Source organism: Novosphingobium sp. BL-S-20, assembly GCF_055521635.1.
The window spans coordinates 1,132,773-1,156,976 of the sequence record NZ_CM145493.1; the positions used below are offsets into that span (position 1 = coordinate 1,132,773).

22 protein-coding genes are annotated in these 24,204 nt (G+C 64.9%); 4 read left to right on the forward strand and 18 right to left on the reverse strand.

Annotated elements, in window-relative coordinates:
- Positions 1-5 precede the first annotated feature (5 nt).
- Together nirD and cobA are read left to right on the forward strand one after the other, a co-directional pair.
- Complete coding sequence (gene nirD / locus ACZ1II_RS04850) at positions 6-341, forward strand: nitrite reductase small subunit NirD (protein ID WP_465143287.1); 336 nt, start codon at positions 6-8, stop codon at positions 339-341.
- Positions 338-1,123 carry a uroporphyrinogen-III C-methyltransferase gene (gene cobA / locus ACZ1II_RS04855; RefSeq protein ID WP_465143288.1) on the forward strand — a complete coding sequence of 262 codons (786 nt, stop codon included), beginning with the start codon at positions 338-340 and terminating at the stop codon, positions 1,121-1,123. The genes nirD and cobA overlap by 4 nt, the downstream gene beginning before the upstream one ends.
- An 18-nt stretch (positions 1,124-1,141) precedes the next feature.
- On the opposite strand, the gene ACZ1II_RS04860 is transcribed toward cobA, so the two are convergent.
- Positions 1,142-2,014, reverse strand: a complete 873-nt coding sequence (locus ACZ1II_RS04860; RefSeq protein WP_465143289.1) for a tyrosine-protein phosphatase — start codon at positions 2,012-2,014, stop codon at positions 1,142-1,144.
- Positions 2,015-2,040: 26 nt separating this feature from the next.
- A complete protein-coding gene (locus ACZ1II_RS04865; protein WP_465143290.1) occupies positions 2,041-4,338 on the reverse strand; it encodes a TonB-dependent receptor in 2,298 nt (765 codons plus the stop codon).
- A gap of 186 nt (positions 4,339-4,524) precedes the next feature.
- Here ACZ1II_RS04865 and ACZ1II_RS04870 point away from each other — a divergent pair, with 186 nt between their 5' ends.
- Complete coding sequence (locus ACZ1II_RS04870; protein ID WP_465143291.1) at positions 4,525-5,736, forward strand: TetR/AcrR family transcriptional regulator; 1,212 nt, start codon at positions 4,525-4,527, stop codon at positions 5,734-5,736.
- Positions 5,737-5,795: 59 nt separating this feature from the next.
- Here the strand turns inward: ACZ1II_RS04870 and ACZ1II_RS04875 are convergent, their stop codons facing one another.
- From ACZ1II_RS04875 to ACZ1II_RS04925, 11 genes are all read right to left on the reverse strand, one after another.
- Positions 5,796-6,644: a TorF family putative porin gene (locus ACZ1II_RS04875; protein WP_465143292.1), complete on the reverse strand. Its 849-nt coding sequence runs from the start codon at positions 6,642-6,644 to the stop codon at positions 5,796-5,798.
- 285 nt (positions 6,645-6,929) lie between these two features.
- Positions 6,930-8,495 carry a SulP family inorganic anion transporter gene (locus tag ACZ1II_RS04880; RefSeq protein WP_465143293.1) on the reverse strand — a complete coding sequence of 522 codons (1,566 nt, stop codon included), beginning with the start codon at positions 8,493-8,495 and terminating at the stop codon, positions 6,930-6,932.
- Positions 8,492-9,181, reverse strand: a complete 690-nt coding sequence (locus tag ACZ1II_RS04885) for a carbonic anhydrase (protein WP_465143294.1) — start codon at positions 9,179-9,181, stop codon at positions 8,492-8,494. The genes ACZ1II_RS04880 and ACZ1II_RS04885 overlap by 4 nt, the downstream gene beginning before the upstream one ends.
- A 278-nt stretch (positions 9,182-9,459) precedes the next feature.
- Positions 9,460-10,785 carry an ATP-binding protein gene (locus tag ACZ1II_RS04890; protein WP_465143295.1) on the reverse strand — a complete coding sequence of 442 codons (1,326 nt, stop codon included), beginning with the start codon at positions 10,783-10,785 and terminating at the stop codon, positions 9,460-9,462.
- Positions 10,785-11,525, reverse strand: a complete 741-nt coding sequence (locus ACZ1II_RS04895; protein ID WP_465144532.1) for a response regulator transcription factor — start codon at positions 11,523-11,525, stop codon at positions 10,785-10,787. Before ACZ1II_RS04895 ends, ACZ1II_RS04890 begins: the two co-directional genes overlap by 1 nt.
- A 331-nt stretch (positions 11,526-11,856) precedes the next feature.
- Positions 11,857-12,921, reverse strand: a complete 1,065-nt coding sequence (locus ACZ1II_RS04900) for a cell wall hydrolase (protein WP_465143296.1) — start codon at positions 12,919-12,921, stop codon at positions 11,857-11,859.
- A gap of 16 nt (positions 12,922-12,937) precedes the next feature.
- Positions 12,938-14,239, reverse strand: coding sequence for a type III PLP-dependent enzyme (locus tag ACZ1II_RS04905; RefSeq protein ID WP_465143297.1), 1,302 nt, complete (start codon positions 14,237-14,239; stop codon positions 12,938-12,940).
- Complete coding sequence (locus ACZ1II_RS04910; protein WP_465143298.1) at positions 14,236-14,475, reverse strand: phosphopantetheine-binding protein; 240 nt, start codon at positions 14,473-14,475, stop codon at positions 14,236-14,238. The genes ACZ1II_RS04905 and ACZ1II_RS04910 overlap by 4 nt, the downstream gene beginning before the upstream one ends.
- Positions 14,476-14,488: 13 nt before the next feature.
- The gene (locus tag ACZ1II_RS04915) at positions 14,489-16,018 is read right to left on the reverse strand and encodes an AMP-binding protein (protein ID WP_465143299.1); all 1,530 of its coding nucleotides are present in this window, start codon (positions 16,016-16,018) and stop codon (positions 14,489-14,491) included.
- Entirely contained in the window at positions 16,015-16,542 is a 528-nt protein-coding gene (locus ACZ1II_RS04920; protein ID WP_465143300.1) for a serine acetyltransferase, read from the reverse strand. Before ACZ1II_RS04920 ends, ACZ1II_RS04915 begins: the two co-directional genes overlap by 4 nt.
- Positions 16,543-16,552: 10 nt before the next feature.
- Entirely contained in the window at positions 16,553-17,644 is a 1,092-nt protein-coding gene (locus ACZ1II_RS04925) for a glycosyltransferase family 61 protein (RefSeq protein ID WP_465143301.1), read from the reverse strand.
- Positions 17,645-17,858: 214 nt separating this feature from the next.
- Between ACZ1II_RS04925 and ACZ1II_RS04930 the strand changes: the two genes are divergently transcribed.
- Positions 17,859-19,076: a glycosyltransferase gene (locus ACZ1II_RS04930; protein WP_465143302.1), complete on the forward strand. Its 1,218-nt coding sequence runs from the start codon at positions 17,859-17,861 to the stop codon at positions 19,074-19,076.
- A gap of 7 nt (positions 19,077-19,083) precedes the next feature.
- Here ACZ1II_RS04930 and ACZ1II_RS04935 read toward each other — a convergent pair whose 3' ends face one another.
- From ACZ1II_RS04935 to ACZ1II_RS04955, 5 genes are read right to left on the reverse strand one after another with little or no spacing between them, the layout of a single operon-like run.
- The gene (locus tag ACZ1II_RS04935) at positions 19,084-20,040 is read right to left on the reverse strand and encodes a phytanoyl-CoA dioxygenase family protein (protein WP_465143303.1); all 957 of its coding nucleotides are present in this window, start codon (positions 20,038-20,040) and stop codon (positions 19,084-19,086) included.
- The gene (locus tag ACZ1II_RS04940; RefSeq protein WP_465143304.1) at positions 20,037-20,843 is read right to left on the reverse strand and encodes a CpsD/CapB family tyrosine-protein kinase; all 807 of its coding nucleotides are present in this window, start codon (positions 20,841-20,843) and stop codon (positions 20,037-20,039) included. The genes ACZ1II_RS04935 and ACZ1II_RS04940 overlap by 4 nt, the downstream gene beginning before the upstream one ends.
- A complete protein-coding gene (locus tag ACZ1II_RS04945; RefSeq protein WP_465143305.1) occupies positions 20,840-22,333 on the reverse strand; it encodes a GumC family protein in 1,494 nt (497 codons plus the stop codon). Before ACZ1II_RS04945 ends, ACZ1II_RS04940 begins: the two co-directional genes overlap by 4 nt.
- Positions 22,330-23,499: a hypothetical protein gene (locus ACZ1II_RS04950; protein WP_465143306.1), complete on the reverse strand. Its 1,170-nt coding sequence runs from the start codon at positions 23,497-23,499 to the stop codon at positions 22,330-22,332. The genes ACZ1II_RS04945 and ACZ1II_RS04950 overlap by 4 nt, the downstream gene beginning before the upstream one ends.
- Positions 23,496-24,176 carry a polysaccharide biosynthesis/export family protein gene (locus ACZ1II_RS04955; RefSeq protein WP_465143307.1) on the reverse strand — a complete coding sequence of 227 codons (681 nt, stop codon included), beginning with the start codon at positions 24,174-24,176 and terminating at the stop codon, positions 23,496-23,498. The genes ACZ1II_RS04950 and ACZ1II_RS04955 overlap by 4 nt, the downstream gene beginning before the upstream one ends.
- Positions 24,177-24,204: the final 28 nt, after the last annotated feature.

The following is a 24,204-nucleotide window of genomic DNA, read 5'->3' on the forward strand; positions in this document are numbered from 1 at the left end:
ATGACATGAACGACTGGATCGACATCGGCGCCCTCTCCGACATTCCCCTGCGCGGTGCGCGCACCGTGCAGTTGGAGGGGGAGAAGGAAATCGCCGTCTTCCGTACCGGCGACGACAAGGTGTTCGCGCTCGTCAACGAATGCCCGCACAAGAAGGGGCCGCTGAGCCAGGGCATCGTCCATGGCCATTCGGTGGCCTGTCCGCTGCACAACTGGAACATCGCGCTCGCCAGCGGAGAAGCGCAGGGCGAGGACAAGGGCTGCACCCCGACCATCGCGGTGAAGCAGGAGGGCGAGCGCATCCTGATCGCTCACCCTCAGAGCTTCCAGGTGGCCGCTTGAGCGCGCCCGATCTCATCCAGGCAGGTGAAGTCTGGCTGGTCGGGGCAGGGCCGGGAGATCCGGACCTGCTCACCCGCAAGGCCGAGCGGCTGATCGCGGCGGCGGACGTGGTGTTTTACGACGCCCTTGTCGGCCCCGGCGTACTCGACCTGATCCCGCCTGCAACCGAAAGGGTCTGCGTCGGCAAGCGCTCGGGCCGCCACAGCAAGGCGCAGGGATCGATCAACGACCTGTTGCTGGAGGCGGCGCAGTCGGGCAAGCGGGTGGTGCGCCTGAAAGGCGGCGACCCTTCGATCTTCGGACGGTCGGCGGAAGAGATGGACCATCTTGCGGCGGCAGGCGTCCCGGTGCGGATCTGTCCCGGCGTCACCACTGCCAGCGCGGCGGCGGCGAGCGGACTGGCCTCGCTCACATTGCGCGGGGTCGCGCGCGGCGTGACGTTCGTGACCGCGCACCTCAAGGCAGGCGAGCCGCTCAGGCTGGAGTGGGACGTGCTGGCTCGGCCAGGCGGAACCCTGGGCGTTTACATGGGCCGCGCCGCGGCGGGCGAGATTGCGCGCTCTCTGATTGCCGCCGGGCGTGATCCGGACACGCCGGTACTGATCGCCGTCAACGTATCGCTGCCCGATGAGCGATTGATCCGGGGCAAGCTCTCGGCGCTGTCCTTCCTCGTCGCCACGATCAGCGACGACGATCCAACCCTGCTGCTGATCGGCGAAGCGGTGGAGACCCGGCACCGCGCGGCTTCGGCGGCCGGAGCAAGGGTCGGCGCGATCGCGTGAACGCACCGACCGTCATGTTCAATCGAGGTAGAGCATCCGCAGTTTTGCGATCTCCGGCTTGCCAAGGCCCATCTCGTCCTTGAGATAGCCCATGGCGCCGCCGCGATGGGCGTCGAGCGCCTTGAAGGCTGCCTCGATATAGGTCCGGTCGGCTTTCATGAAGGCGGCCTGCACCGCCGGCGGCAGCGACTGGAAGGCCTTTCCGGTAGCATCGCTCGGGCCGGTTCTGGCTTTGGCAAGCGCTGCAGGAAGGTACTGGTTCGTCAGCAGATAGTCCTGGATTACCGTCTCGCGCGGCACGCCCAGCGCCGTGAGCAGGAGCGCAGACGACACGCCGGTCCGGTCCTTGCCTGCCGAGCAGTTGAACGCCAGCGGGGCATGACCTTCCAGTAGCTGGCCGAACATGCGCTTGAACTGGGGGGCGAATGTCCGGAGCATCGACGGATAGCTTTTAGCCATCATGGCGGAGGCTGCTTCCGGCGTGATCTTGCCCATGTCCCCGGGAACGAGGCCGATCGCGACGTTGTCGTAATCCTCTGCGAAGATCGTAGGCCCGGTGCCTGCCGCCCAGGGCATCGGCTCGGCCTTGCGCTCGTTGCTGTCGCGGTAGTCGCAGATCGTCCGGATGCCCAGCTTGTTCAGGGTGCCGAGATCCCGCGCTGTCAGGTCCACCATCGATCCCGAGCGGAACAGGAGGCCCCATTTCACCCTGTGTCCGTCGGCAGTGCGATAGCCGCCGAGGTCGCGGAAATTGCGCCCGCCCTCAAGTGCCAGCAGCCGCTGATGGGCGGCCTGACCGGAAGGGGCGGACACTTGCGCCAGCGAAGAAATCGCAGGCTGTGCGAGCAGGCCGAGCGCAAGCAGGGCGCCGGCGGGGATACGCCAGTTCATGATGTCTTGTCTTCCTTGTCGGGAGTTCAGTAGTTGACGGTCGCGGAGATGCCGAAGGTGCGCGGATCGTTGAAGATGCCGTAATAGCCGAGCGACGATCCGCCATTGGCCTTCACGAAAGTATAGGCCTCGTTGAACAAGTTGCGTCCCCAGACCGACAGTTCCAGATCCGGCCCGCGCGCCATGCGGATGTCGGTCAGGGCGATACGTCCGTTGACGATGAAGGAGGAGCCGGTCTTCGTCGGATCGCTGGCCATCGAATATTGGCTGCCGGCGTAGTTGCCGTCGATATGGAAGCGCAGCACGGCGTCGGAGACCGGCATTTCGTAGTCGATCGCGGCGCTGGCGGCATGTTCGGGCGTGTAGACGGTATAGACCTGCACCAGTTTATTCCCGTCGAACGGGTTCGCGGCGGGCGGCAGGTGGACCTGGGTATAGGCGTAGGAACCCGAAAGCGTCAGGCCCTGGAACGGCGTGACGGTGAGGTCGGCCTCGATGCCCCTGATGCGACCCTGACCTTCGGCGTTGCGGGTTTCGGTCGTCGTGCGTGTGGAGTTCAGCACCGGCGCGTTGAAGTCGATCTGCATGTCCTTGTAGGCGGAAGTATAGGCGGCGATGTTGAAACGGGCATGGCGGTCGAAGAACTCGGTCTTCGCGCCGATTTCGAAGGTAGAGACCGATTCCGGATCGAAGCTGTGGTATTCCTTCGACCGGCTGTTGGCGCCGCCCGCCTTGTAGCCGGTGCTCCACTTTCCGTAGACGTGGATGTCCTGCGTCACATCTACGGCAAGGTTCACCATCGGATCGAAACGGTTCCACGAAGCATCCAGCACGTAATCGGTGTCGACGCCGTTCACTTTGTCGAGCTTGCCGGTCTTCCCGTCATGCGTGAAACGACCCCCGGCTGTAAGATGGACGATGTCCTTGAGCATGGCGGGGCTCCAGGTCGCCTGACCGAAGACGCCAATGCTTTCGGTTACCGCGTGACTGGCGCGATCCGGGAAGGGGATCGAGGATGTCGGGGTGTCGAGAACGGTATAGTCGGTGCCATCGGCGTTCCACTTGTTGGTGTAGGGCGTCCAGGCGTTGTCGCGCACCTTCTCGTGATAATAGAAGCCGCCCGCCACGAAGTTGACGTCCTTCAGCGTGCCAATCAGCTGTACTTCCTGGCTGTACTGCTTCTGCCACACATCAGCGAGGCTGAAGCGGCTGAAATTGGTGTTGTCGCTGTAGCCCTTGATGAAGACTCCGAGATTGCTGGAACCGTTGTCGTTCTGGGTCTGGGTCAGCTGGCGATAGGAACTGATCGACTTGATCTCCAGTTCGGGCGAGACCGTCCAGTCGAGCGTCAGCAGGTGGCCGTGGGTCTTGCCGAGCGCCCAGGGCTGGGGCACGCCGATATTGGCCGTTTCGGCGCGGCCGGGCTGCATCTGGAGCAGCGGGCCGGTGGTCCTGGTCAGGAGCTGGAGATAGTAGGGTGTGGTTTCGTCGCGCGAGATGTCGAACGAATAGAGCGCGTTGAAATTGCTGCCCGGCTCCCAGAGCACGGCAGCATGTGCGCCCTTCTTGTTGTAGGCGTTGAAGTCGTGCTCTCCGGCCAGCGGGTTGTTCACCGTGCCGCCGCGGGTGGTGACGAGGCCGTCCAGCTTGATCGAGATGTTGGCAAAGCTTGGCAGGTCGAGGTGAAGTCCGGCTTCGCGGGAATCGTAATTGCCGGCGCCGACCGTGGCGCGGGCGGCCAGTTCGCCGCTGGGCCGTTTGGTGACGATGCTGATCGCGCCGCCCTCGGTATTGCGGCCGAACAGGGTGCCTTGCGGGCCTTTGAGCACTTCGATCCGCTCGACATCGTAGAGCGCTGAGCCGAGGCCTTGTGCGCGGCCCATGAACACGCCGTCGATATAGACGCCCACGCCCTGGTCGCGGGCGGGCTGGTTGGCATCTCCCAGCGTGCCGATGCCGCGCATGCCGACGGTCAGGGCTGAACTGCGGGAAAACATGGGAGCAATGCGCAAAGACGGGATGGAGCCGTCCGCCAGCGATTCCAGCGAAACGACATGGCGGTTCCGCAGGTCCTGACTGCTGACCACGGCGATCGAGATCGGTGTCGTCTGGAGACTGGTTTCACGCTTCTGCGCGCTCACGACGATGTCGGTCAGGCCGGGCCCCGTCTCCGCTCCAGCATCCGCTGCGGTGCTGTCGGCGGCTGCGTTTGCGGTTTCGGGGAACAGCTCCGCAGCATGGGCCGTGGCGACCGTGAGAAGCGCGCCGAGTGCGCTTCCGGCCAAGGCGATGGAACGAAACGACAGGGACTTGTGGGCAGACATGGAACGACCCTCGTTGTGATTGCGAGGCGTCGGCTAGAACGTATGTATGTCATCTGTGTTACGTTTGTAGTGTCGAGGCGCAGACGCTGGAACGGATCGCTTGTCGCGGCATTTCAGCCTGTGGCAAAGTGACGGAACTTGCCCGATGCCTTGGCTGTTTGGGTTAACAAGGACTTTCGGTAAGACGTGAAAAATCCTGATAACGCTGAATTTTCATCTCAGGAGAAGCTCGTTCGAGCGGTATTGGAGGTATGGGCGAATCAGGGCCATTCCGCCATGTCTGCACGCGCATTGTCGCGCATAACCGGCTTGCCGACATCGAGTATCTATCATCATTTTGGATCGATGGAACAGTTGTTCTATTCCGCTCAGGCCTATGCGCACGATGCCGCCCGGGTCTGGTGCGACCGCAAGCTGGAGGAAATGAGCGGCTGGCCGCAAACCGGGGGCACCGATTCGCTCGGGCGGGCGATGGCCGTTCTCATCGACGATTGGACGATGGATTGCCGTGACGCTGCGTTCGCATGGAGCCAATGCCATCTGCTGGTCCAACGGGATGGGGGCTATATTGCTGCGATCGATTCCTGGCGCGCGCACTGGGGCGCATTCTGGAGGGAAGTGTGCGGGCGGGCCGGTCTGGGCGGATTTGCTGCACTGACCGCTCACGTTTTCGAGGCAACGGTGCAGTTCCATCTGATCCGCTGGAATCGCGTCATCGATCGCGCCGCTCTCGATGAGTTCTGCATGGGGTGGGGCCGCTGGCTGGCAGGAGAATTGGCCGAGGAAGGTCCCTGGCGGCAACACGCCCGCGAATGCGCTCTGGCATCAACGCCGGAAGTCGCGGCCCAGAACGGGGTGGCGGCAGCGATCTCGAACGCGGCTGCCGATATCGTCGAGGAAAGCGGCAGTGCGGGCCTTACCCACCGCGCCGTGGCGGCGAGGGCGCAGGTTACGTTGGGGGTGGTGTCCTACAATTTTCGAACGAGCGCCGACCTCGCGAGTGCGGCTTTCAACGCCATCTATCGGCGACTGACCCAACCTTTGCAGGACAAACCGGCGGCACCGATCGATCGCGCCGAATGCATCGCGGCATGGCGGGATTTCGGATCGCAACCGAAGTCTTTTGTCGCGGCGGAGGAATTGATGCTGGCGGTGGCGCAGGACCCGAACTTGCGCGATTTCGCGCCGCAACTGCGTTATCTGCGAGGCCGGAGCAGCGTATTCCAACTGACCGGAGAGCTGGGCGGGGACGCTCCGATCTCGCCGCTGGACGCGGCGCTCTATTCCAGCCTGGTCACGGGGCAGCGACGCGCCCTGATCGGAAGGCCGGAGGCAGAAATTCATGCCAGTATGGACGAACTGGGCCTGCTGATCTCCGGTTTGCGGAATGGCCTATGACAATTGCTGGCGCCCGACCGGAAGGTCGGGCGCCAGCAATCCATTGGTTCGGCGCGGCTTTAGAAGCTGGCGCCGACCGAGAAGAGCACGGTTGAACCCGCGATCTGCGAACCGTTCTTGGTCGAGGAGAAGTTCGGCTGCAGATAGGCGCTCTGCGACTTCGAGATGTCGGTATCGACATAAGCGACGCCCAGCGTCACCGGGCCGAGCGCGAGATCGGCGCCAAGCATCCAGTCGAGATACTCGCCGGTCGGGGCGACGCTGGTGCCGTTCGGACCAAGGCCCGAGTTGCCGTTCGAGTAGCCGAAGTGGCCCTTGAGGGTCAGCGGCGTGTTGGGGATGGCGGTGTTGCCGTCAAGCCAGAGATAGATGTTGTCGGTCTTGGCGCCGAAGTTGCCGATGCCGTCGGCATAATCCGCGCCGCTTGCGTAGACTTTGCCGAGTGCCTGCTGCTTGGGGGCATAGGCCACACCGGCGAGCAGGTTGGCCGGGCCGACCGCGCCGGAGAGCTTGACGTAAGGTTCGGCGAAGTCGGTGTCGGAAGCGCCGCCCGGATACATGTACCAGGTCAGGCCGACATCGAGCTTGACGCCGCTGGTGATCTCGGTGGCGTAGCCTCCCACGAGGTCGAGTTCCATGTTGGAGCCGCCGAAGGTACCCCATCCGGCGAGGTTCGAACCCCAGGTGGCGACATAAAGGCCGCTCTCATGCGAGACGGTGATGCCGCCCTGTACGGCCATTTCCTTGTCGGTCTGGGAGACACCGCGGAAGCGGTAATCGGACACGAGCCCGACGGAGCCGGACACGGTGATCTCGCTCGGAGCCTCTTCCTGGGCCATCGCCGGAGCGGAGAATGCCAGGCCGGAAGCAGCAAGGCCGAGCAGGCCTGCAGCAAGACGGATTTTCATATGGAACGCCCTCATGTTGACTGTTGTCACGTTCCATCCTGCGGCCTGTTTGCCGGAACCTACATGCGTGGCGGCTCCGTTTCAGACAGGCATGTAGGGTTTACCGCAATTTATGCTCTTCAGCCAGTGGAATTTATAATAAAATGCCGCCGGATCGGCGCTGATTGTCCGAAAAGGAAACGAGCCAAAAAAAAAGGGCGGCTCCTGGGAGCCGCCCGATAAAGGAGAGTGCGGACGACAACGCATCCGCACGATACGAGAAGTGAGGTTCTGTTGGCCGCGGCTTCAGGCGGCGACCGGCAGCGGACGCAGGATCGGCGCGGGGCCGGTCACGCGGTCCGAATGGCCGCTCTGACGGCGGCGGTTGAGCCATTCGCTGATCGTCTCGGCCGTGGTGTGGTCCATGACCTTGAGCTGGCCGAGGTCGAGATGGACCGGACGGCCGTGCGGCAGCTTTTCCAGCACCTTGTTGAGACGGGTGAGACCCAGGAAGGTGGCACCGCCGCCAAGGGCGAGGCGGGTCGCTTCGCCGGCCTCGTGTTCCTCGACCTGGAGCTTCAGGTTCCGGAAGTGCGGAGCCAGTTCCAACACCGTCAGCGCCAGGCCGACCAGCACGCCGGTCAGCAGGTCGGTGGTGACGACGAGGGCGAAAGTCACCGCCCAGATCACTGCCGGGAAGGCGCCGTAGTTGTGGAACAGGTGGCGCACATGGCTGAGGCTCACGAGGCGCCATCCGGTGACGACCAGAACGCCGCCCAGTGCTGCCATCGGCACTTCGCGCAGCAGCCAGGGCAGTAGCGCGATGAAGCCGAGAATCCAGACGCCGTGCAGGATCGTCGAGAGCCGGGTCCTGGCACCAGCCTGGACGTTGGCCGAGCTGCGCACGATTACCCCGGTCATCGGCAGGGCGCCGAACACCCCGCAGAGCAGATTGCCGATGCCCTGGGCGCGCAGTTCCTTGTCGTACTTGGTGCGTACGCCGTCATGCATACGGTCCACTGCGGCGGCCGAGAGCAGCGTTTCGGCGCTGGCGATGAAGGCGATGGCGAGTGCAGCGACGATCAGCGCCGGATTGGCGAGCGGAGCGAACCATGCGGTGCTGGTTGGCAGCGCGAATGCGGCACCGATCGATTCCGGCACGGCGATGCGCGCGACGTTGAGACCCATGGTCCAGGCAACGGCAGTCGCGGCAACGACGCCGAGAAGCGCGCCGGGAACGAGGCCCATGCTCTTGGGGCGAACCTTTTCCCAGCCGAGCATCACCGCCATCGTCAGAACGCCGAGCATCAGCGCCATTTCGGTGGAAGCGATATTGGTGGGATCGAGGCCGAGGACGCGCGCGGGCATCATCGCCATGTTTGCGAGTCCGTTCGACATCGGCTTCTGGTCGAAGAGGATGTGGAACTGGCCGATCACGATCAACGCGCCGATACCGGCGAGCATGCCATGGACGACTGCGGGGCTGATTGCACGGAACAGGCCACCGAGGCGAAGTGCACCGGCGACAAGCTGGAATACGCCCGCGAGCAGCAGGACCGGGCCGAGGGCTTCGAGACCATGCTCGCGGACGAATTCGAAGACGATAACGGCAAGGCCGGCCGCCGGGCCGCTCACCTGAAGGGGTGAGCCTGCCAGAAGGCCGACCACGAGGCCGCCGATGATGCCGGTGACGAGACCCTTTTCAGGGGGCACGCCCGAGGCGATGGCAATGCCCATGCAGAGCGGCATCGCCACGAGGAATACCACGATCGAAGCCGTGAAATCCCTTCCGAAGTGGGCGAATGGCCCGCTCCGGCCAACTTCCCCGGCCGAAGCCGGAGAAGCTGATGCGGGGGAGGCGGCGGTCGTCATTCTGCCGCTTCTGCGAATTCGGTGGCGACGCGGGCCTTGGCGGCAAGCGCGACCGGCAGCGGGGCGTCTTCGCGCAGCGGCACGAACTGGCCGGTGTCGCCGTCGAGACCGAGGACCTGGCCGGCGTGAATGTCGACGAACCAGCCGTGCAGCGTCATTTCGCCGCGGGCGATGGCGGCCGCGACGGCCGGGTGCGTGCGCAGATGGCTGATCTGGGCGATGATGTTTTCGAGGGTGATCGCGCGAACGCGGTCATTGCCTTCGAGTTCGCCGTGGCAGGTGCTGACGATGTGCTCGGCAGCGGCGCCGTGCTTGAGCCAGGCCGCCACGTTCGGCATCGCTTCGAGGCCGGTCGGGTCGCTAAGCGCCTTCATCGCACCGCAGCCTGAGTGACCGCTGATGATGATGTCGCGCACGCCGAGGGCGGCCACGGCGTATTCGACCGTGGAGGTCACGCCGCCGTTCTGGGTGGCGTAAGGCGGCACCATGTTGCCGGCGTTGCGGCAAACGAAGAGGTCGCCGGGCTGGGCCTGCATGATCTGCTCGGGCACGATGCGCGAGTCGGCGCAGGAGATCATCAGCGCCTTGGGTTCCTGGCCCTCGTTGGCCAGCTTGCCGAACAGTTCGCTGCTGGCGGGGAAGATGGTCTTCTCGAAGTGGAAGACGCGGCCGATCAGTTCGTTCACTCTCGTAACCTTTCCTTGTTTCAGGTGCCCCGCGCGCTCCGAAGGGGGTGGAAAGCGAGGCGCGGAGCTTGTCATGGAAGGTACGGGTCGCGATTTTCGTTTGTCGTGCGCCTTTGTCAGGAAATGTTGCTGCGACGCAGCGTGGATGAATGGAAATTCATCGAAATGCGAGGTCCTGCGGGGATTTTCATAGGTAGATGATTTTGTTTCCGGCTATTGCGGAACCATAACAGGTGCTTAAGCGAAAGTGTCATCCTTGCTGCCGTGCAGCAGGAAAATTATTGCACTGCAATCGGCAGGCGAATTGTCGCGCGTAATCCGCCTTCTGGCCGATTTCTCAGGTCCAGCGTGCCGCCTTCCAGGCGCACGGCCTTGCGCACGATCGGCAGGCCCAGGCCCATCCCGGCAGTATCGCGCGCACGTGCGGTATCGAGGCGGACGAACGGTTGCAGTGCATCGGTGATGCGTTCTTCGGGGATGCCGGGGCCGTCGTCGTCCACGGTGATCTCGGCGGCGCCGCCGTCCTTGCGCAGGCCGACGCGGACGTTGCCGCCATAATGAAGCGCGTTTTCGATCAGATTAGAGAGAGCACGGCGAATCGAGACCGGGCGGGCCATGATTTCAAGGCTGGGAAGGCCCGAATAGGATGCGTCCGCGCCGCGATCGGCGGCGGTATCGACGAGCGTCTCGGCCATGATGGCAAGATCGATACGCTCGGCCGGGATCTGGGTGCCGCCGGTATCGACATAGGCCTGGATCGAATCGAGCAGCATCCGCATCTCGTCGATGTCGTGATTGATGCCGTCGCGCACGACGGGATCGACTTCGCCGTCGTCGAGCCGCAGGCGAATGCGCGAAAGCGGGGTCTTCAGGTCGTGGCCGATGGCCAGCATCGTATGGGTGCGGTCGACCATAGACTGATGGATGCGCTCCTGCATCTCGTTCATCGCGCGGATCAGTTCGCGCATTTCGTCCGGCCCGTGTTCGGGAACCGGGCGCGGCGGTCCTGCATCGAAATGGCGGGTGGCGCGCACCAGTGAGCGCAGCGGGTTGAGCGCGGCGCGCAGGAGCAGCCAGGCCAGTGATATCAGCAGTACCGTCGGCAGTACGAGGCTGGCGAAGCGGCCGATGCTGAGCTTCCAGGCCGAGCGCGCATGGGTCCGGAAATCGAGCACGCCGCCGTCCGCGAGACGCAGCGACCCGCCGATATTGCCCTCACGCGGGATCGACTCGAGGTGGAGTTCCAGATCGCTGTGCGCGAGTTCCGGTTCCATCTCGATCACTTGCGCCCGCAAGTTGGCCAGGCTGAGTGAACCGCGATAACGCTTGCTCTGATCCGTCAGCTTCAGCGAGAACTTGGCGGTGCTGAGCGCGGATGTGACCGCCTGCCGTTCGCCTGTCGCGGAATGCTCGATGGCGCGCCGGGCAAGCACGAGGTTCTCGGCAATGCGCTGGGCATCGTCGCGGCGCAGCTCGAACGTATTGGCGCGTTCGAACATCACCGTATTGCAGACCACGTCGATGACGAAGACCAGCAGGAGGATCGCAATCAACCGCTCGGGCAAGCCGAAGCGCCGGAACAGGCGGAACCGGCGCAAGGACATCAGGCGCGCGAGACCTCGGCCTTGAACATGTAGCCGACGCCGCGGACGGTCACGATCGGCGATTCCGCGCCTTCGGCCTGGAGCTTGCGGCGCAGGCGGCTGACGAGAACGTCGACGCTGCGATCGGAACTGTCACCCAGGCGCGAGCGCGAAAGCTCGATCAGGCGTTCGCGGCCAAGTACGCGCTGCGGATAGGCAAGGAACGTGGCGAGCAGGTCGAACTCGGCGCCGGTCAGGTCGACCATGGCGCCGGTCGGCGAGCGCAGTTCGCGCCGTGCCATCGACAGGTTCCAGCCTTCGAAATGGATCGATTCAGGGGTGCGGCCATCGGCAACCGCGTCGCTGCCGGTGAAATCGGTCGAGGTCGGATTGTTGCCGCCGCGGCGCAGCACTGCGCTGACGCGGGCGGCCAGTTCGCGGGTGCTGAAGGGCTTGGCGAGATAGTCGTCCGCACCCAGTTCCAGGCCGAGAACGCGGTCTTCCTCGCTGCCACGGGCGCTGATGAAGATCACCGGAATGTCGCATTCGCGGCGCAGGCGGCGGAACAGGTCGAAGCCGCTGGTGCCCGGAAGCATGATGTCCAGCACGACAAGGCTGACCGGACCTTCGCGCAAGGTCACCCACATTTCCGCGCCGGTTGCAGCGGTGAGCACGTTGAAGCCGGTCTGGCGCAAGGCGCGGGCGGTCAGCGTGCGCAGTGGACCGTCGTCCTCCACCAGCAGGATCGTCGGGGTGGGCATCGGGCCGTCGTCCAGATGGCGATAGATAGGGGCTGTCGTGTTGCTCATCGTCTCTTCTTGCACAAATGTAGTTTTCTTGGCGCAGCTTGGCAAACCCGACCTGAGATTTCCCGGCGGCTGCCCAAGGTCACACGCTAAGAGCGGCCCAAGAGGACGGTGCCGTTGGCTCTGGCAGGAAGCGGGATGTCATGCCTTCGGCGTGCCTTTTTCCTGGACGGGAACTTGGCCATGCAGCATGTCTTGGTTTGTGCGGAATTGTTACGAAATGTTTCCAGACAGAAGTATTTGGAAACATTTTGGAAAACATTCAGAAATGCGCGAAGGGCGGATTTCAGATTCCGCGCAAGAGGCATTCCTCACGGATATTACGCGCAAATTCCGCACAGTTCCAGAGGGCATGGTCCGGTGCGCCGGGGCGGCGCACGAAAGTGAAGGAAATTGCATCCACCGCCGTTCCGGATATGGGCATCGCTCGCCCGCGTCTGCCGGGATCGGTCCAGCCGATGAAGCGGCATTCCGCCAGACCGGCACAGCGTTCCTCGGCAAGCCGCTGGAAGGTTGCGGGAGCATCGGCGGGGATCACCACAAGAAACACGCCGGCCTGTGGTGGGGCAGGAGGCTTTTCTCCCGGTCGGGCCGGCTTTGTCGATGGGGCCTGCAAGCTGCGCGCGTCGATCCCATGGGCTGCGGAGAGACCGGCAAGCTGTATGATCTGCGGCTCCGCTCCGGCATGGCGCTGCACGAAAGCGGCTTGCGAACCGGCAATCCCACGCCAATGGAAGAAGAGGTGAGGGCCGACGACCGCCAGCTTGTTCATCGTCCGGTCCCATGGCGGGCTGACCCAATCGGTATGGTAGTGCGTTGCCTGGCCTACGGCGGGTTCGACACGGCCAAGTAGCATTTTTACAGCGGTTTCGCGCGCATCCTGCCAATCGCGTGACGAAGGATGGCGACGTTCCAGCGAACCGTCGCAGGTAAATGTAAACTGGCAGCCGGTCCTGCGTTCAGCCCCGGCAAAGACGACGCCGCAGACCGTCGCCGGGAAAGCGGCATGACGTACCCGGTTGAGCACGACCTGTGCGACTGCTTGCTGATCGCGCGCGTCGCGGCCGGCCTCGTAATATGCCGCAGCCGCGAGGCAATCGATCGCTCGCAAGCGGTTCTCGGCCGAGGCTGCGAGAATGAAGGGACGGGCGGGCACCAGCGCGGCGGTAGCGAGGGCTGTCGAGGCGCCATGGCTTTGCGCGCGTTCGGCGACCGGACCGGAAGGTTCTGGCAGATCGGCCGCAGGTCGCGCCGAGCGGCTCCCTTGTGCAGGCACGCCATCGCCGGGAACCCGCTCGGCAGGCGCCAGAGTGAAAGCCGAGAGGAGCAACAGGGCGCCGTAGCGTATCATCGAAGCGGCAGCGTGCTCATACGTTTTGGTTTGCTGCGGCGGGATGCGCGGCGTCGATCACGCGGGCCGGGTCATCCGGAGACAATGTGCGTCCCAGCGCGCGACTGGCGCGCAGCAGGGTACCGGCGATGACGACGATTTCCTCGGGCAGGGGATGGCTGATGAAATGAACCGGGCTTGCGGTGAGGCCGTAGGCGCCGCTGTTGTGCACGGCGAGCAGATCTCCCTCATCGATCCGGGGCAGTTCGATCCCGCTCGCCAGCCGATCGATCGAGGTGCAGAGCGGACCGACGACGTCGATAGGTTCCAAAGTGCCGTTCTGTGCCCCGCCGATCCGGTGCATGCGATAGTTGCGCCGGACGACCATGCCGAAATGGCCCGAGGCGGGAAGGTGATTGTTCATTCCGCTATCGCAGATCGCAATGCGCCTGCCGCGCGAGGCCTTGGTCGAAATCACCCGTGTGACGAGATAGCCTGCCTCGGAGACGAGATAGCGCCCAAGTTCCAGCACTATCCGGGTGCGGGCGAAGCGGGGATTTTTCCGCAGAACCGCCAGCTCCCGGCGCAAGGAAGTGGCAATGGTGGGCAGGTCGAGCGCGGTGTCGCCATCGTGATAGGGCACGCCGAGGCCCGAACCCATGACCAGCATGTCCGGCACCACGCCATGGACCGAACAGAGTTTCCCGAAGATCGCGAGAAGATGGCGGTAGGTCTCCGCGATCGCCTCTGCTTTCAGGCACTGGGTGCCGGCATAGATATGGAAACCGGCAAGATGAAGGCCGGGTAGCGACTGGATTTCGGCAATGGCTTCGTCAGCATCTTCGATATCTATGCCGAAGGGAGTTGGCCGTCCGGCCATCTGGTCTCCGAAGCCCTTGGGCAGGCTGTCTGGGGAAATCCGTAGCAGAACCGGCTGAACCCGTGCCGCCTGCCGGGCGATCCGGTCGGCAAGACGGGCCTCGCGCAGCGACTCCACCACGAGATGGCCGACGCCGACCCGGATTGCCTCGCGGATTTCGGTCTCGCGCTTGGCGGGGCCGGTGAAGCTCAGGAAAGCGGGGTTCCATCCAGCCTCCTGCGCCAGACGTAGTTCCCCGACCGAGGAAATGTCGAGTTGCTCTATCGCGCCGGAAAGCGATGCGAGGACAGTCGGATTGGGGTTGGCCTTGACGGCATAGCTCAGTTCCAGCCTCTCGCCGAAGTTTTCCCGCAGCAGAGCGAGGCGTTCCTCGATCCGCTGGGTGAAGTAGACGAAGCAGGGCGTGCCGAACCGCTCGGCAGCCTTTTCCAGTAGATCGTCTTCCTCCGCTGGCGTCATGCTGCAAGCTTCCGCGCGAAATCGAGTATTCTCGTGGCGGTGTCGAAGTGTTCCAGCGTCACGTCCTCGGCGCGGATTTCGCTGCCGGTCTCGCGTTCGACGAACATGATGAGATTGAGCATCGCCACGGAGTCCAGCGCACCGCTTGAAAACAGCGGCGTTTCCGCATCCAATCCGCCGTCGAGTGCGGCGAACTCGGTGATGCTGCGGATCAGGGTCTCTTCGGTCAGGGCCATGGTCGAGGGGTCCTCAAGGAGCGGGAAGGGGCGGCGCGGGAGGCTGGCAGGCGCGGATGACTTCTGGCCGCGCGAGCTTGCCGCTGGCGGTGCGGGGCATGTCCTGCGGCCAGACGTGGATGCGCTGGGGGACCATGTAGGCAGGCATTACCGCGCGGCAGTGCGCGATGAGCGCCTCGCGTGTCGCCCCGCCGAGCAGGGTCACGGCGATGTGCACCGACTGGCCCAGCATTTCGTCCTGAACCCCGAAGGCGACGACATCGGCGGCAAGGCCGCTGCGATGAACGAGGTCTTCCACTTCGTCCGGGCTGATGCGGTAGCCGCTGGTCTTGATGAGGGCATCGTTGCGGCCGACGAACCACATGTCGCCGTCCTCGTCGATGCGCACGATATCGCCGCTGTAGACGACGGGTTCGTCACCGATCAGGCCGGAGAGTTCGGGGCAGGGGCGAATCTTCGCCGCCGTCGCCTCCGGACGATTCCAGTAACCCTGGCTGACAAGGGGGCCGCGGTGGACGAGTTCGCCCTGTTCGCCGGGACCGGCAATGCCCATTCCGTGCCGGACCACGAAGACTTCCGCACCCGGAATGGCCCTGCCGATTGATCCCATTTTCGCTGCGAAACGCTCCGGTGCGAGATATGTCGAGCGGAACGCTTCCGTGAGGCCATACATAAGGAAAATCTGTGTGTTAGATAATATATCTGGCATGCGTTCGAGTATGTTGAGCGGTATCTTTCCGCCTGAATTTGTCACGTATCGCAAGGCCGGCAGCGGCGTCGGCGCGGCGGCGAGCAAACGCACCAGCTGAATCCACAGCGGCGGGACGGCGGCAAGGCCGGTCACGGCGTGGCGTTCGAGCGAGCGGACGATCTCGCTGGCCATCGGCACGGGCTGGTGCACCACGCTGCCGCCCACCAGCATCATCGTCGTGAGCTGGTTGAAGCCGTAGTCGAAGCTGTAGGGCAGGACGCTCAGAAGCCGGTCGGCTTCGGTCAGATGGAGGTATTCCGCCACCGAGCGTGCGCCTTGCAGCAGATTGGCGTGGCTGAGCATCACGCCCTTGGGCTTGCCGGTAGATCCGGAAGTGTAGACGATCGCGGCAAGATCGTCGGAATATCGTGGAGGTGCCTCGAAGGCCTGGTCGGGAAAGTCTGCGAGTATGCTCAGGATGCGCGCGGGATCGAGGCCGGTGGTGGCAAGCGTGCGGGCCATGGCTGGCTCGACCACCAGCAGCGAAGCCTCGCAATCCTCGGCGACGAAGCGGACCTGTTCGGCGGTCCAGGCCGTGCTGATATCGACCAGAACCCCGCCGGCTCGCGTGACGCCGAGCAGGGCTTCCACTTCGGCAATGCCCTTGCGCAGCTGCACGAGCACCCGGTCGCCCGGACGGATACCGCGCGCGGCGAGATGGGCCGCGACGGCGTCCGCCCGCGCATTGACCTCGGCATAAGTCACCTCGCGGGTGGGATCGATGAGGAAGACCTTTCCGGCACGCTCGGGCAGGTTGGCGGCAAAAAGCTCGTGAAGGGTTTTGGCGCTCATCGCAGCGGTCCCAGTCGCGGATAGATCCGGGCCGGGGAGCCGACGACGATCGAGTCCGAGGGGACATCGGTGGTGACGGCGGTATTGGCGGCGATCCGCACCCGGTCTCCCACCCGGATCGCGCCGAGCACGGTCGAGTTCACGCCGATGAAGACATCGTCCCCGATCACAGGAGCGCCTTCGCGCATGTTGGAACCGATGGTGACATTGTGCATCACCCCGAGCCGATCTCCGATCACGGCATCGGGATGGATCGAGAGCGATCCTTCGTTGTTGACGATGTGGAAGTCTCGGCCGAGCGTGGCGGCGGGCGGAATCCAGATCTTGGTCAGGTTGGCCAGGAAGACGTTGGCGAAGCCGTAGCTCCGCGAGACCAGAGCACGGGCCAGCGGATGGCGCAGGCCGCGTCCCCACCGCCCGTAGCGATAGAGGCGGAGCGAGAGGAAGGCTCCGCTCAGCACCGTGCGGCCATGGCGACGGTAATCGTCCCGGAGGGTCGACCATGCGTTCGGGCGAAACCCCATCGATGTAGCTTCAGAGGAGATCGAGCGTGCGCTCGATTTCGCCGATGTCTGCTGTGAAAGCATCGTTGTTTCCTTCTCCGACGACCAGCGCGTAGTCCTGTCCCTGTCGGTCGGTGAGCAGCTTGAGTGCCGATACCGCGCGGAGCGGCGGCTGAATGACGAAGGCGCAGGCGCTGGGCGGCATCGCCACCAGTCCGTGCACGAGGTGGCTGCCTTCGACTCCGGCGACGACACGGGCGTTGCTGCAGGTGCTGACGATCTCGGCGAGGTCGGCGTGGCTGGGATCGAGTATCTTGAAGCCGCGCCGGACTGCGAGGTGCTCGGCGATGCGGCGCTCGCCTGCCAGTACACGGGCATCGCCGCTGTTTCCGCGCAGCAGGAAAGTGCCGGGATGGGGCGGCAAGGCCGTACGCACGAGCCTGCGCCGCATCGCTTCCGCGCGCTGGCGTTTGTGTGCGTTGTGGCTGCCATCGTCGAAGACCACGAGTTCGCGGAACAGGGCTGAGGTGCCCCGCGCCGGGAGCATGTCGAGCGCGCGTTCGTACTGCGGTATATGTCCATCGGGTCGCCGCGTGGTGAAAGGAATGCCCGAGATTTCGGCGAGGCGATAAGCTAGGCAATCGTCGCTCAGCCAGTTGCCGAACCAGCGATTACCGAGCCAGGATTCGTAGAGCGCCATGTCCGCCTCCTCGCGCGGGGCGAGCGCGAACGGCAGATAGCGCGAGCGCCGGTGCAAATGCCGCGCGGCCCCGGCGGCATGGAGCACGCCGTCATGAAGGAGCACGTCCTTGAGGCGGTAGCCGATGGTCGCCGATTGCCGGGAACCGAAGCCGCCCCTGAAATGCCGCACCACTTCGCCGATCGATGCGAACTCGGCTCCGGCGATGCGTTCGACTTGTCCGGGCAGGATTTTCGCGGGGCGGACTTCCAGCATGTCGGGCGGCGCGATCTGCCATTGCTCGGTGGCGGCCGCGGCAAGATCCGGCATCGAAAGCTGCCGCAATCCAGCCGTCATCGTGGCGGCAGGCCGCCATGAAAAGGCACGGCGCTGAGGCGAACCGGCCGGTATCGCTACCCGCGACCGGGTGAGATCGAAGCTCATGGCCGCATGGGTCCGGAGAAGCGCCTTCCTTCCGTACTCCGGGACAGGAGGCGTGGCGATCTCGGCAAGGCATGTCTCCCGCAAACTGGCATCACGTTCGCACGCCGCCGCGCCGGAGCGCATCCGGGGGATCGGGACCCCATGGATCACAGGTCAAATCCCATAGGGAAAAGTCGCAATGCCTGGCGCGCCGCTCTTGAGGCATGATGCGAGGATGGACAGGGATCGGGAAGGAACGGCGCCAAAGGTCGCCTATCTCACCAACGTTTATCCCAAGATCAGCCATAGCTTCATCCGCACCGAGATCGCCGCGCTGGAGCGCCGGGGCTATGCGGTCAGCCGCTTCACCGTGCGCCGCGCGCGGGAGCGCTTCGAGGACCCTGACGATCGAAAGGAAGCCGGGCGAACCGCAGCCTTGCTGGAGGATCGCTTCGGCCTGGCGGGGGCGGTGCTGGTCTCCGCCGTTATCCGGCCGGGGCGGACGCTGGGTGCTCTGAGCCTGGCCTGGCGTTTGAGCGGCAGGCGCATGATGAGGGCCGGCGCCTACTTTGCCGAAGCGGCCTTGCTGGCGCGGCGGCTGCGGCGGGACGGCATCCGGCATGTCCATGTTCATTTCGGCACCAATCCCGCGACCGTAGCCCGGCTCGCGAGCAGGCTGGCGCCGGTCACCTACAGCTTCACCGTGCATGGGCCGGACGAGTTCGATGATCCGCGGGGACTCGACTTGCCGGGCAAGATTGCCGAGGCGGCCTTCGTGGTCGGCATCTCGCGTTTCGGGCGAGGCCAGTTGATGCGCTGGGCGGCGCTGCCCGACTGGAGCCGCATCGAGGTCGTGCCCTGTGCCGCCTCGCCTGTGTTTCTGGAGGCGGATGTGCGTGCAGCGAAGGTCCCCGATGCGCCGCGCTTACTTTGCGTTGCCCGGCTGAGTGCGCAGAAAGGGCTTCCCCTCCTGATCGAAGCCGTGGCCAAGGTAGCGGCGCGCCGCGCGATTACTCTCGACGTCATCGGCGACGGAGAGGATCGCTTGGCGATCGAACGGCAGATAGCGCAGGCGAATTTGGGCGACGTGATAAGGCTGCGAGGCTGGGCCACGCCGGAAGCGATCCGCGCGGCCCTGCAGCAGGCCCGCGCGCTGGTCGTGCCGAGTTTTGCGGAAGGGCTGCCGGTCGTCATCATGGAGGCCATGGCCTGTCGCCGCCCGGTCATCGCGACAGCCATCGCCGGCATCCCCGAACTGGTGGACAGAAGTGCGGGCTGGCTCGTGCCTTGCGGCTCCGTGGAGGCTCTTGCCGCCGCGCTCGATGCCGTGCTGGACGCCAGTGTACAGGAGCTGGCTGCCAAGGGCGAACAGGGGCGCCTGCGCGTGCTGGAACGCCACGATCCGGAGCGCAATGCAGCCAGGCTCGCGGCGCTGCTGGCGCCTTTCCTCTAGCGGTAGATCACAGGCTGGCGGGCGGGATCAGCATCAGCAACCCTGGCAGGTGCCGCCGCCAGAGTGCTGCACGGCGCTGCCGTGCAGGCAGGCGGCGGACCATCCATTCGATATCGCTCCGGGACAGTCCGGTCCGCTCGCAGAGAAACGGATGGCGCGGCGGATTGGCGAAATAGCTGTAGAACAGCGCGGCCCGGTCGCGCGAGATCGCGGGTTTGCCGCGATGGAAGTAGCGGGCCGTATCGCAGAACACCACGGTCCCGCGCGGTCCTTCGCAGCTTACGATATCCTGTTGGTAGCCGGGTCCGAGACGATGTTCGAGTTCGGCGTCGTCAGACAGGGCATAAGTGAAGCCTCGGGTATCGTCCTGGAGCGTGTCGGGCCGCGAAATCTGCTGAAATGGGCCGCCCGCCTCGTCCACATCGTGAAGGTAGACCGCAACTTTCAGCATTCGGCGGTCCTCCCAGTCGCGGTGCCATTTGCGAGTGGAGATCGCTCGCCCGTCCGCGACGGTGTAGTTCACCGCCACGCCGTCATAGGCGGCCGGTAGGCCGAGATAGGCTTCGGCGATATCGAGCAACCGGTCCTGAAGACCCCAGCGGTAAATCATGGCGCTGCGCACGATACGATCGGGCGGGACGATAATGAAGGAGCGTCCTTCACCGGCAAGGCGGCGGGCGGAATGAGCGAATTCCTCGGCCAGCATGGCGGCGCGTGAAAGGATTTCATCGCTGCCTGGGATGCCAAGCGCATCGAGGGTCGTCACATGGATGCCGCGCGCTTGGAGGTCGGTGAATACTGGCGCATCGGTCGGGCCGAGACGGGGCAGCGCGGCGCGGTGGCGCAGCACTGCCTGCTCGTAACGACGCCCCAACCAGCCCCGGACATGAGGCTGGTTGAACAGCTTGAGCGTCGTTCGCGCAGGCAGGTCGCGGAGCCATTGGCTATCCCTGGAGCCGATCATCGTGCCTCACCTGTCGGATTGCGATAATAGCCGTAGCTACCGAGCCGTGCCGGAGAGGAAAGCGCCATGTTGAGGATCGTACCGACGATCGGCGTTGCCCCGAGCGCGTTCGACACTTCGAGAACGCCATTCTTGCGGCTGCGCCCTTCTTGCGCGACCAGCAGAACCCCGTCGGCGGCACGCGCGATATGGAGGAGATCGTCGCCGATCAGCGCAGGCGGCGTATCGATCAGGCAGATGGTGGCCTCGTCCTCGGCAGCGATGTGGCGCAGGGCATGGCTCAGACGCGGGGAGGCCAGCAATTGCTCGGCACAGGGATGAGGGCGCCGGGCACGGTGGATGGTGAGGTCGAAACCGTCGATGACCATGGCGGTATCGAGCCAGGCAGCTTCTCCTGTGAGGTAGTCGTCGATGCCTGCCCTGTCCTTCATCATGCCTGTGCCGTTCGCGATGCCCATGTCGTTCACAAGGCCAAGCCGGATGCCGAGACTCGGGCGGCGCAAGTCCAGTTCGACGAGGACGGTCGGTCGCACCCGGCTGAGCACGGCGGCGAGGTTCGCCGCGACATGGGTCTTGCCGTTGCCCGCCTCCACCGAGGTGATCGCCAGGACACGGTCCCCGCTCGCCTCGACATGGGCGAGCAGGGCGGAGCGGATCATGAAGAAGGGATAGAGCTGCTCGCTCATCTGTCCGAAGCCGAAGATGCGGTTTGCCGCGAGATGTTCCGGATCGAGCGTGAAAGCCGCAGGGCCTGCCTCGTTGCTGCGGCGTCGCAGCGGCGGAATTCCGGGTTCCGCGTTCATGATCGCGTTCCGCCGCGCAGGCCGGGAACATAGCTTTCCAATCGAACGACGAGCGCCTGCGTCAAACGCGAGACCCGCGTCTCCTCGGCCAGGAGCGGTACCACGCCGAAGGAAGGCACCTGCATCGTCCGGGCCAGGGTATCTACGCCGTGGATCGTGCCGCTCAGCAGTTCGAAGGCCAGGATCATGCAGAGGCCGAAGCCCGCGCCGCCCGCTAGGCCCAGCGCGAGCAGCATGGCCGGTTTAAGGCCGAGCGGCTGAAGCGGCAGGCTGGGCTGGTCGACGACGGTGAAGCGCTCGCCCTTGTCCTCCGATTGGAGGTTCGCGGCGACTTGCGCCTCAAGCTGCTTCTCGCGCAGGGAATCGTACTGGCGCTTGATGTTGTCGTACTCCCGCTCGATCATATTGAGTTCGTAGGCGGCCTGGGGCGCCTGAGCGGCACGCTGATCGAGGTCTGCCATCGTGCGGATCAGTTCCGAACGGCGGCTTGCCAGCACGTCGATCCGCTGGCGGCCTGCGGCGATCTCGGTCCCGATCACGCTCGATCCTGCGGGAGGGAGGTCGGAAAGCGCCGCTTTCTGGCGCTCCACTTCGGCCCGCGCGGCGATCACATCCGGGAACGTCTCCGAATGAACGGCCAGAAGTTGTGCCAGACGGTCCTCGGCGCGGCGCAGTCCGTCGGCGCCGCTTGGCGGGGCCTGTTGCAGTTCCTGCTGGCGAGCAGCGAGCAGGCCATTCTGCTGGACGATCCCCTGCGTCTCGGCATCGGTGCGCGAGATCTCGGCGCGCAGGGCGGAACTGGACTGGGCGCTGAGGGCGACGCTGCTGGGCAGGGCACCGGCATAATGCGCTTCCACTTCGCGCCGCTTGTCCTCCAGATCGCGCAACTGGCGGCGCAGCTCCTCCGAGCGGCTTTCGAGGAAGGCGGCGGTGCCGGTCGCCTGCTCGGTACGGAAGCGCTTGTCCTCCACGAGGAACATGCGGGTGAGTTGTTCGGTGACGCTGCGGGCCTTGAGCGGATCGGGATACTTAAACGAGAGGGTGAAGGCGATTGTGCTGCCGCCGCCGCGCGCCTGGTCCGCCCCGACGAGATCGACGCCGATGTCCCGGCGCATCATGTCGAGAATGCCGGGAAAATCCATGGCCTCACGCTGCTCGGGGTAGAGCTGGTTGCCACGGATCAGCCCGGCCAGACTGTCGCGGCTGACGATCTGCTGGCGAATCTTGGCAATGCGCTCGTCGGCGATATCGGTGAGCGGCGAGGCGATCAGGCTGGTCGGGATCTGCGGGGAATCGATCAGCAGCGTCGCGGCGGATTGGTAGACCGGCTTGCGTAGCGCGATGGCGATCCCGGAAGCGAGAAGACCGAGCACGATCGGGGCGATCATCCAGCGCCAGCGGCGGCGGAACATCGCCAGAATTTCGGTCGGATAGATGCCGATGCTGTCGGGATCGATGCGGCTTGCGGCGGGGGTGTGCGGCAGGTTCATCGGCGGGGTATCCGGTAGATCAGCCCGGCGCGGACCGTCACCGCATTCAGCCGATCGGGAGCGAGGCCGGTCCTTTGCTGGTATTCCGCGCCGCCGTAGACAGTGAAGCGGCCATCCAGGCGGTGCTCGTAGCGTGCGTCCAGGCTCAGCACTTCCAGATCGGGCCGGGCGCTGCCTTCCCCCATACCTTGCCCCATGCCCTGCGCAGAACGGCGATACTCGCCCCGCGACAGGATGGTGCCGCGCTCGCTCGTTCGCCAGTCGAGGCTGGTGGAGGCAGAGACTTCCCGCTGGATGCCGCCGAAACTGCTGACGATGGAGGCGACTGCACCCGAAGCGCAGAAGCGGATGCGCCCCGGCTCGTGGCAGATGCTGGCATTGCCCGAGAACTGCACCGGCCCCGCCTCGCGCCTGCCCGCGGGTTCGAAACGGGAGATGCGAGTCACACCGGCCTCGACCGTCAGGTTCCAGGCTTTCGGAAAACGGCGTGTAGCACGGGCTGCGAGCGCCCAGGTTCGCGGATCGCCGCCCATGCGCGAACGGCTGGTGACGAATTGTCCGGCTATGCCCAGGGTCGTTGCTGCAGCGATCCTGGTGTCGGCGCCGAAATGGAAGAAGACGGCGCGCGTTGGAGCCAGGAGCAGTGATCGGCGCGGCGTGATCCGGTTCCAGCCGATGCGGCCGTTGAACGTGGTGAGCGTGCTCGTATGATAAGTCAGCGCCTGCGAGATCTCATAACGGTCCTGAAGGCTGATCGGATCGACGGCGCCGTCGAGGCTCGATGCCAGGGCCTCGATTGGCAGGATGCGTTCGAAGGAGGCTTCGGTCCGGAGCGAGAGATATTCGTTCCGGCGGTGGTCCAGTGCCAGTTCCATTGCGCCGGTCAGGAACTCGCCATATTCCTGCGCATATTGCCGATAAGACAGGGTGCCATCCGTCTCCAGATTGGTCCGATAGTCGAGCGGCCATATCACCCCCGCCTTTCCGGTGATCTGGCCGCCCCAGGTCAGCGCCTCGTCGCCAGGACGTAGGAAAGGGTTGCTGGCACCGAAAAGGCTCATGTCCACCTCGATATGGGGCTGGCTCTGTGCGGCCAGCGGTTCCGGCAGCAGGACGGCAAGGATGAGGCTGAAATGAAAGGCCGGACCATGCGCGCGCCGCGTCACGGAATGACGAGAACGTCGCCGCTGGCGAGGGTCGGCAGCGGCTTGGCGAGATTGCCCGGATCGAGACTGCGACCGCCCTTGAGCAGGCGCTTGAGCTGGACCGGCTCGACGGTCTGGCCCTGCGGTGTCTGGCGCAGGATCACGGCATGGCCGAGGTCGGCGAAGTCGGCGGTTCCTCCGGCCATGCTCAGCGCCTGGAGCACGTTCGGCGCGGTGCCGCTGGTGAAGCTGCCGGGCGTGCGGACTTTGCCGAGGACGTAGAACCGCATCCCGGTCGCCTCGCGCACCGATACGGTGACATCCGGCGGGGCGGTGCGATAATTGAGCGAGATGCGCTGGCGGACTTCCGCCGCGATGTCAGAGACATTGCGCCCGCTGGCCTTGATGGTTCCGGCGAGCGGGAAGGCAAAAGTTCCGTCCGGCTGCACCAGTACCTGTCGCTGCATCCGCTCCTCGCCCCAGACGAAGACATCGAGTTCGTCCCCGGCATTCACGGTGTAGCGAGATGCGGCAATGGAGGGGGAAGCGGTAAGGGGCGGGGCCGCTCCAGCCGCCGTGACTGCAACGGCTGCAACCGTCTCGCTCGCCTCCTGGGCCGCCGCGCAGACCGGCGCGAGAGACAGGAGTGCGACGAGGGCGATCTCGGAACGCGAAAACGAAGCGCGGGCACGGAACACGATACCTCCCTGACCGACGGCTGTTCTC

Coding starts and splice junctions, on each gene's coding strand:
- nirD (WP_465143287.1), top strand. CDS start 6: ATGAACGACTGGATCGACATCGGCGCCCTCTCCGACATTCCCCTGCGC.
- ACZ1II_RS04860 (WP_465143289.1), bottom strand. CDS start 2,014: ATGAACTGGCGTATCCCCGCCGGCGCCCTGCTTGCGCTCGGCCTGCTC.
- ACZ1II_RS04865 (WP_465143290.1), bottom strand. CDS start 4,338: ATGTCTGCCCACAAGTCCCTGTCGTTTCGTTCCATCGCCTTGGCCGGA.
- ACZ1II_RS04875 (WP_465143292.1), bottom strand. CDS start 6,644: ATGAAAATCCGTCTTGCTGCAGGCCTGCTCGGCCTTGCTGCTTCCGGC.
- ACZ1II_RS04880 (WP_465143293.1), bottom strand. CDS start 8,495: ATGACGACCGCCGCCTCCCCCGCATCAGCTTCTCCGGCTTCGGCCGGG.
- ACZ1II_RS04890 (WP_465143295.1), bottom strand. CDS start 10,785: ATGTCCTTGCGCCGGTTCCGCCTGTTCCGGCGCTTCGGCTTGCCCGAG.
- ACZ1II_RS04895 (WP_465144532.1), bottom strand. CDS start 11,525: ATGCCCACCCCGACGATCCTGCTGGTGGAGGACGACGGTCCACTGCGC.
- ACZ1II_RS04900 (WP_465143296.1), bottom strand. CDS start 12,921: ATGATACGCTACGGCGCCCTGTTGCTCCTCTCGGCTTTCACTCTGGCG.
- ACZ1II_RS04905 (WP_465143297.1), bottom strand. CDS start 14,239: ATGACGCCAGCGGAGGAAGACGATCTACTGGAAAAGGCTGCCGAGCGG.
- ACZ1II_RS04910 (WP_465143298.1), bottom strand. CDS start 14,475: ATGGCCCTGACCGAAGAGACCCTGATCCGCAGCATCACCGAGTTCGCC.
- ACZ1II_RS04915 (WP_465143299.1), bottom strand. CDS start 16,018: ATGAGCGCCAAAACCCTTCACGAGCTTTTTGCCGCCAACCTGCCCGAG.
- ACZ1II_RS04920 (WP_465143300.1), bottom strand. CDS start 16,542: ATGGGGTTTCGCCCGAACGCATGGTCGACCCTCCGGGACGATTACCGT.
- ACZ1II_RS04925 (WP_465143301.1), bottom strand. CDS start 17,644: ATGAGCTTCGATCTCACCCGGTCGCGGGTAGCGATACCGGCCGGTTCG.
- ACZ1II_RS04930 (WP_465143302.1), top strand. CDS start 17,859: ATGGACAGGGATCGGGAAGGAACGGCGCCAAAGGTCGCCTATCTCACC.
- ACZ1II_RS04935 (WP_465143303.1), bottom strand. CDS start 20,040: ATGATCGGCTCCAGGGATAGCCAATGGCTCCGCGACCTGCCTGCGCGA.
- ACZ1II_RS04940 (WP_465143304.1), bottom strand. CDS start 20,843: ATGAACGCGGAACCCGGAATTCCGCCGCTGCGACGCCGCAGCAACGAG.
- ACZ1II_RS04945 (WP_465143305.1), bottom strand. CDS start 22,333: ATGAACCTGCCGCACACCCCCGCCGCAAGCCGCATCGATCCCGACAGC.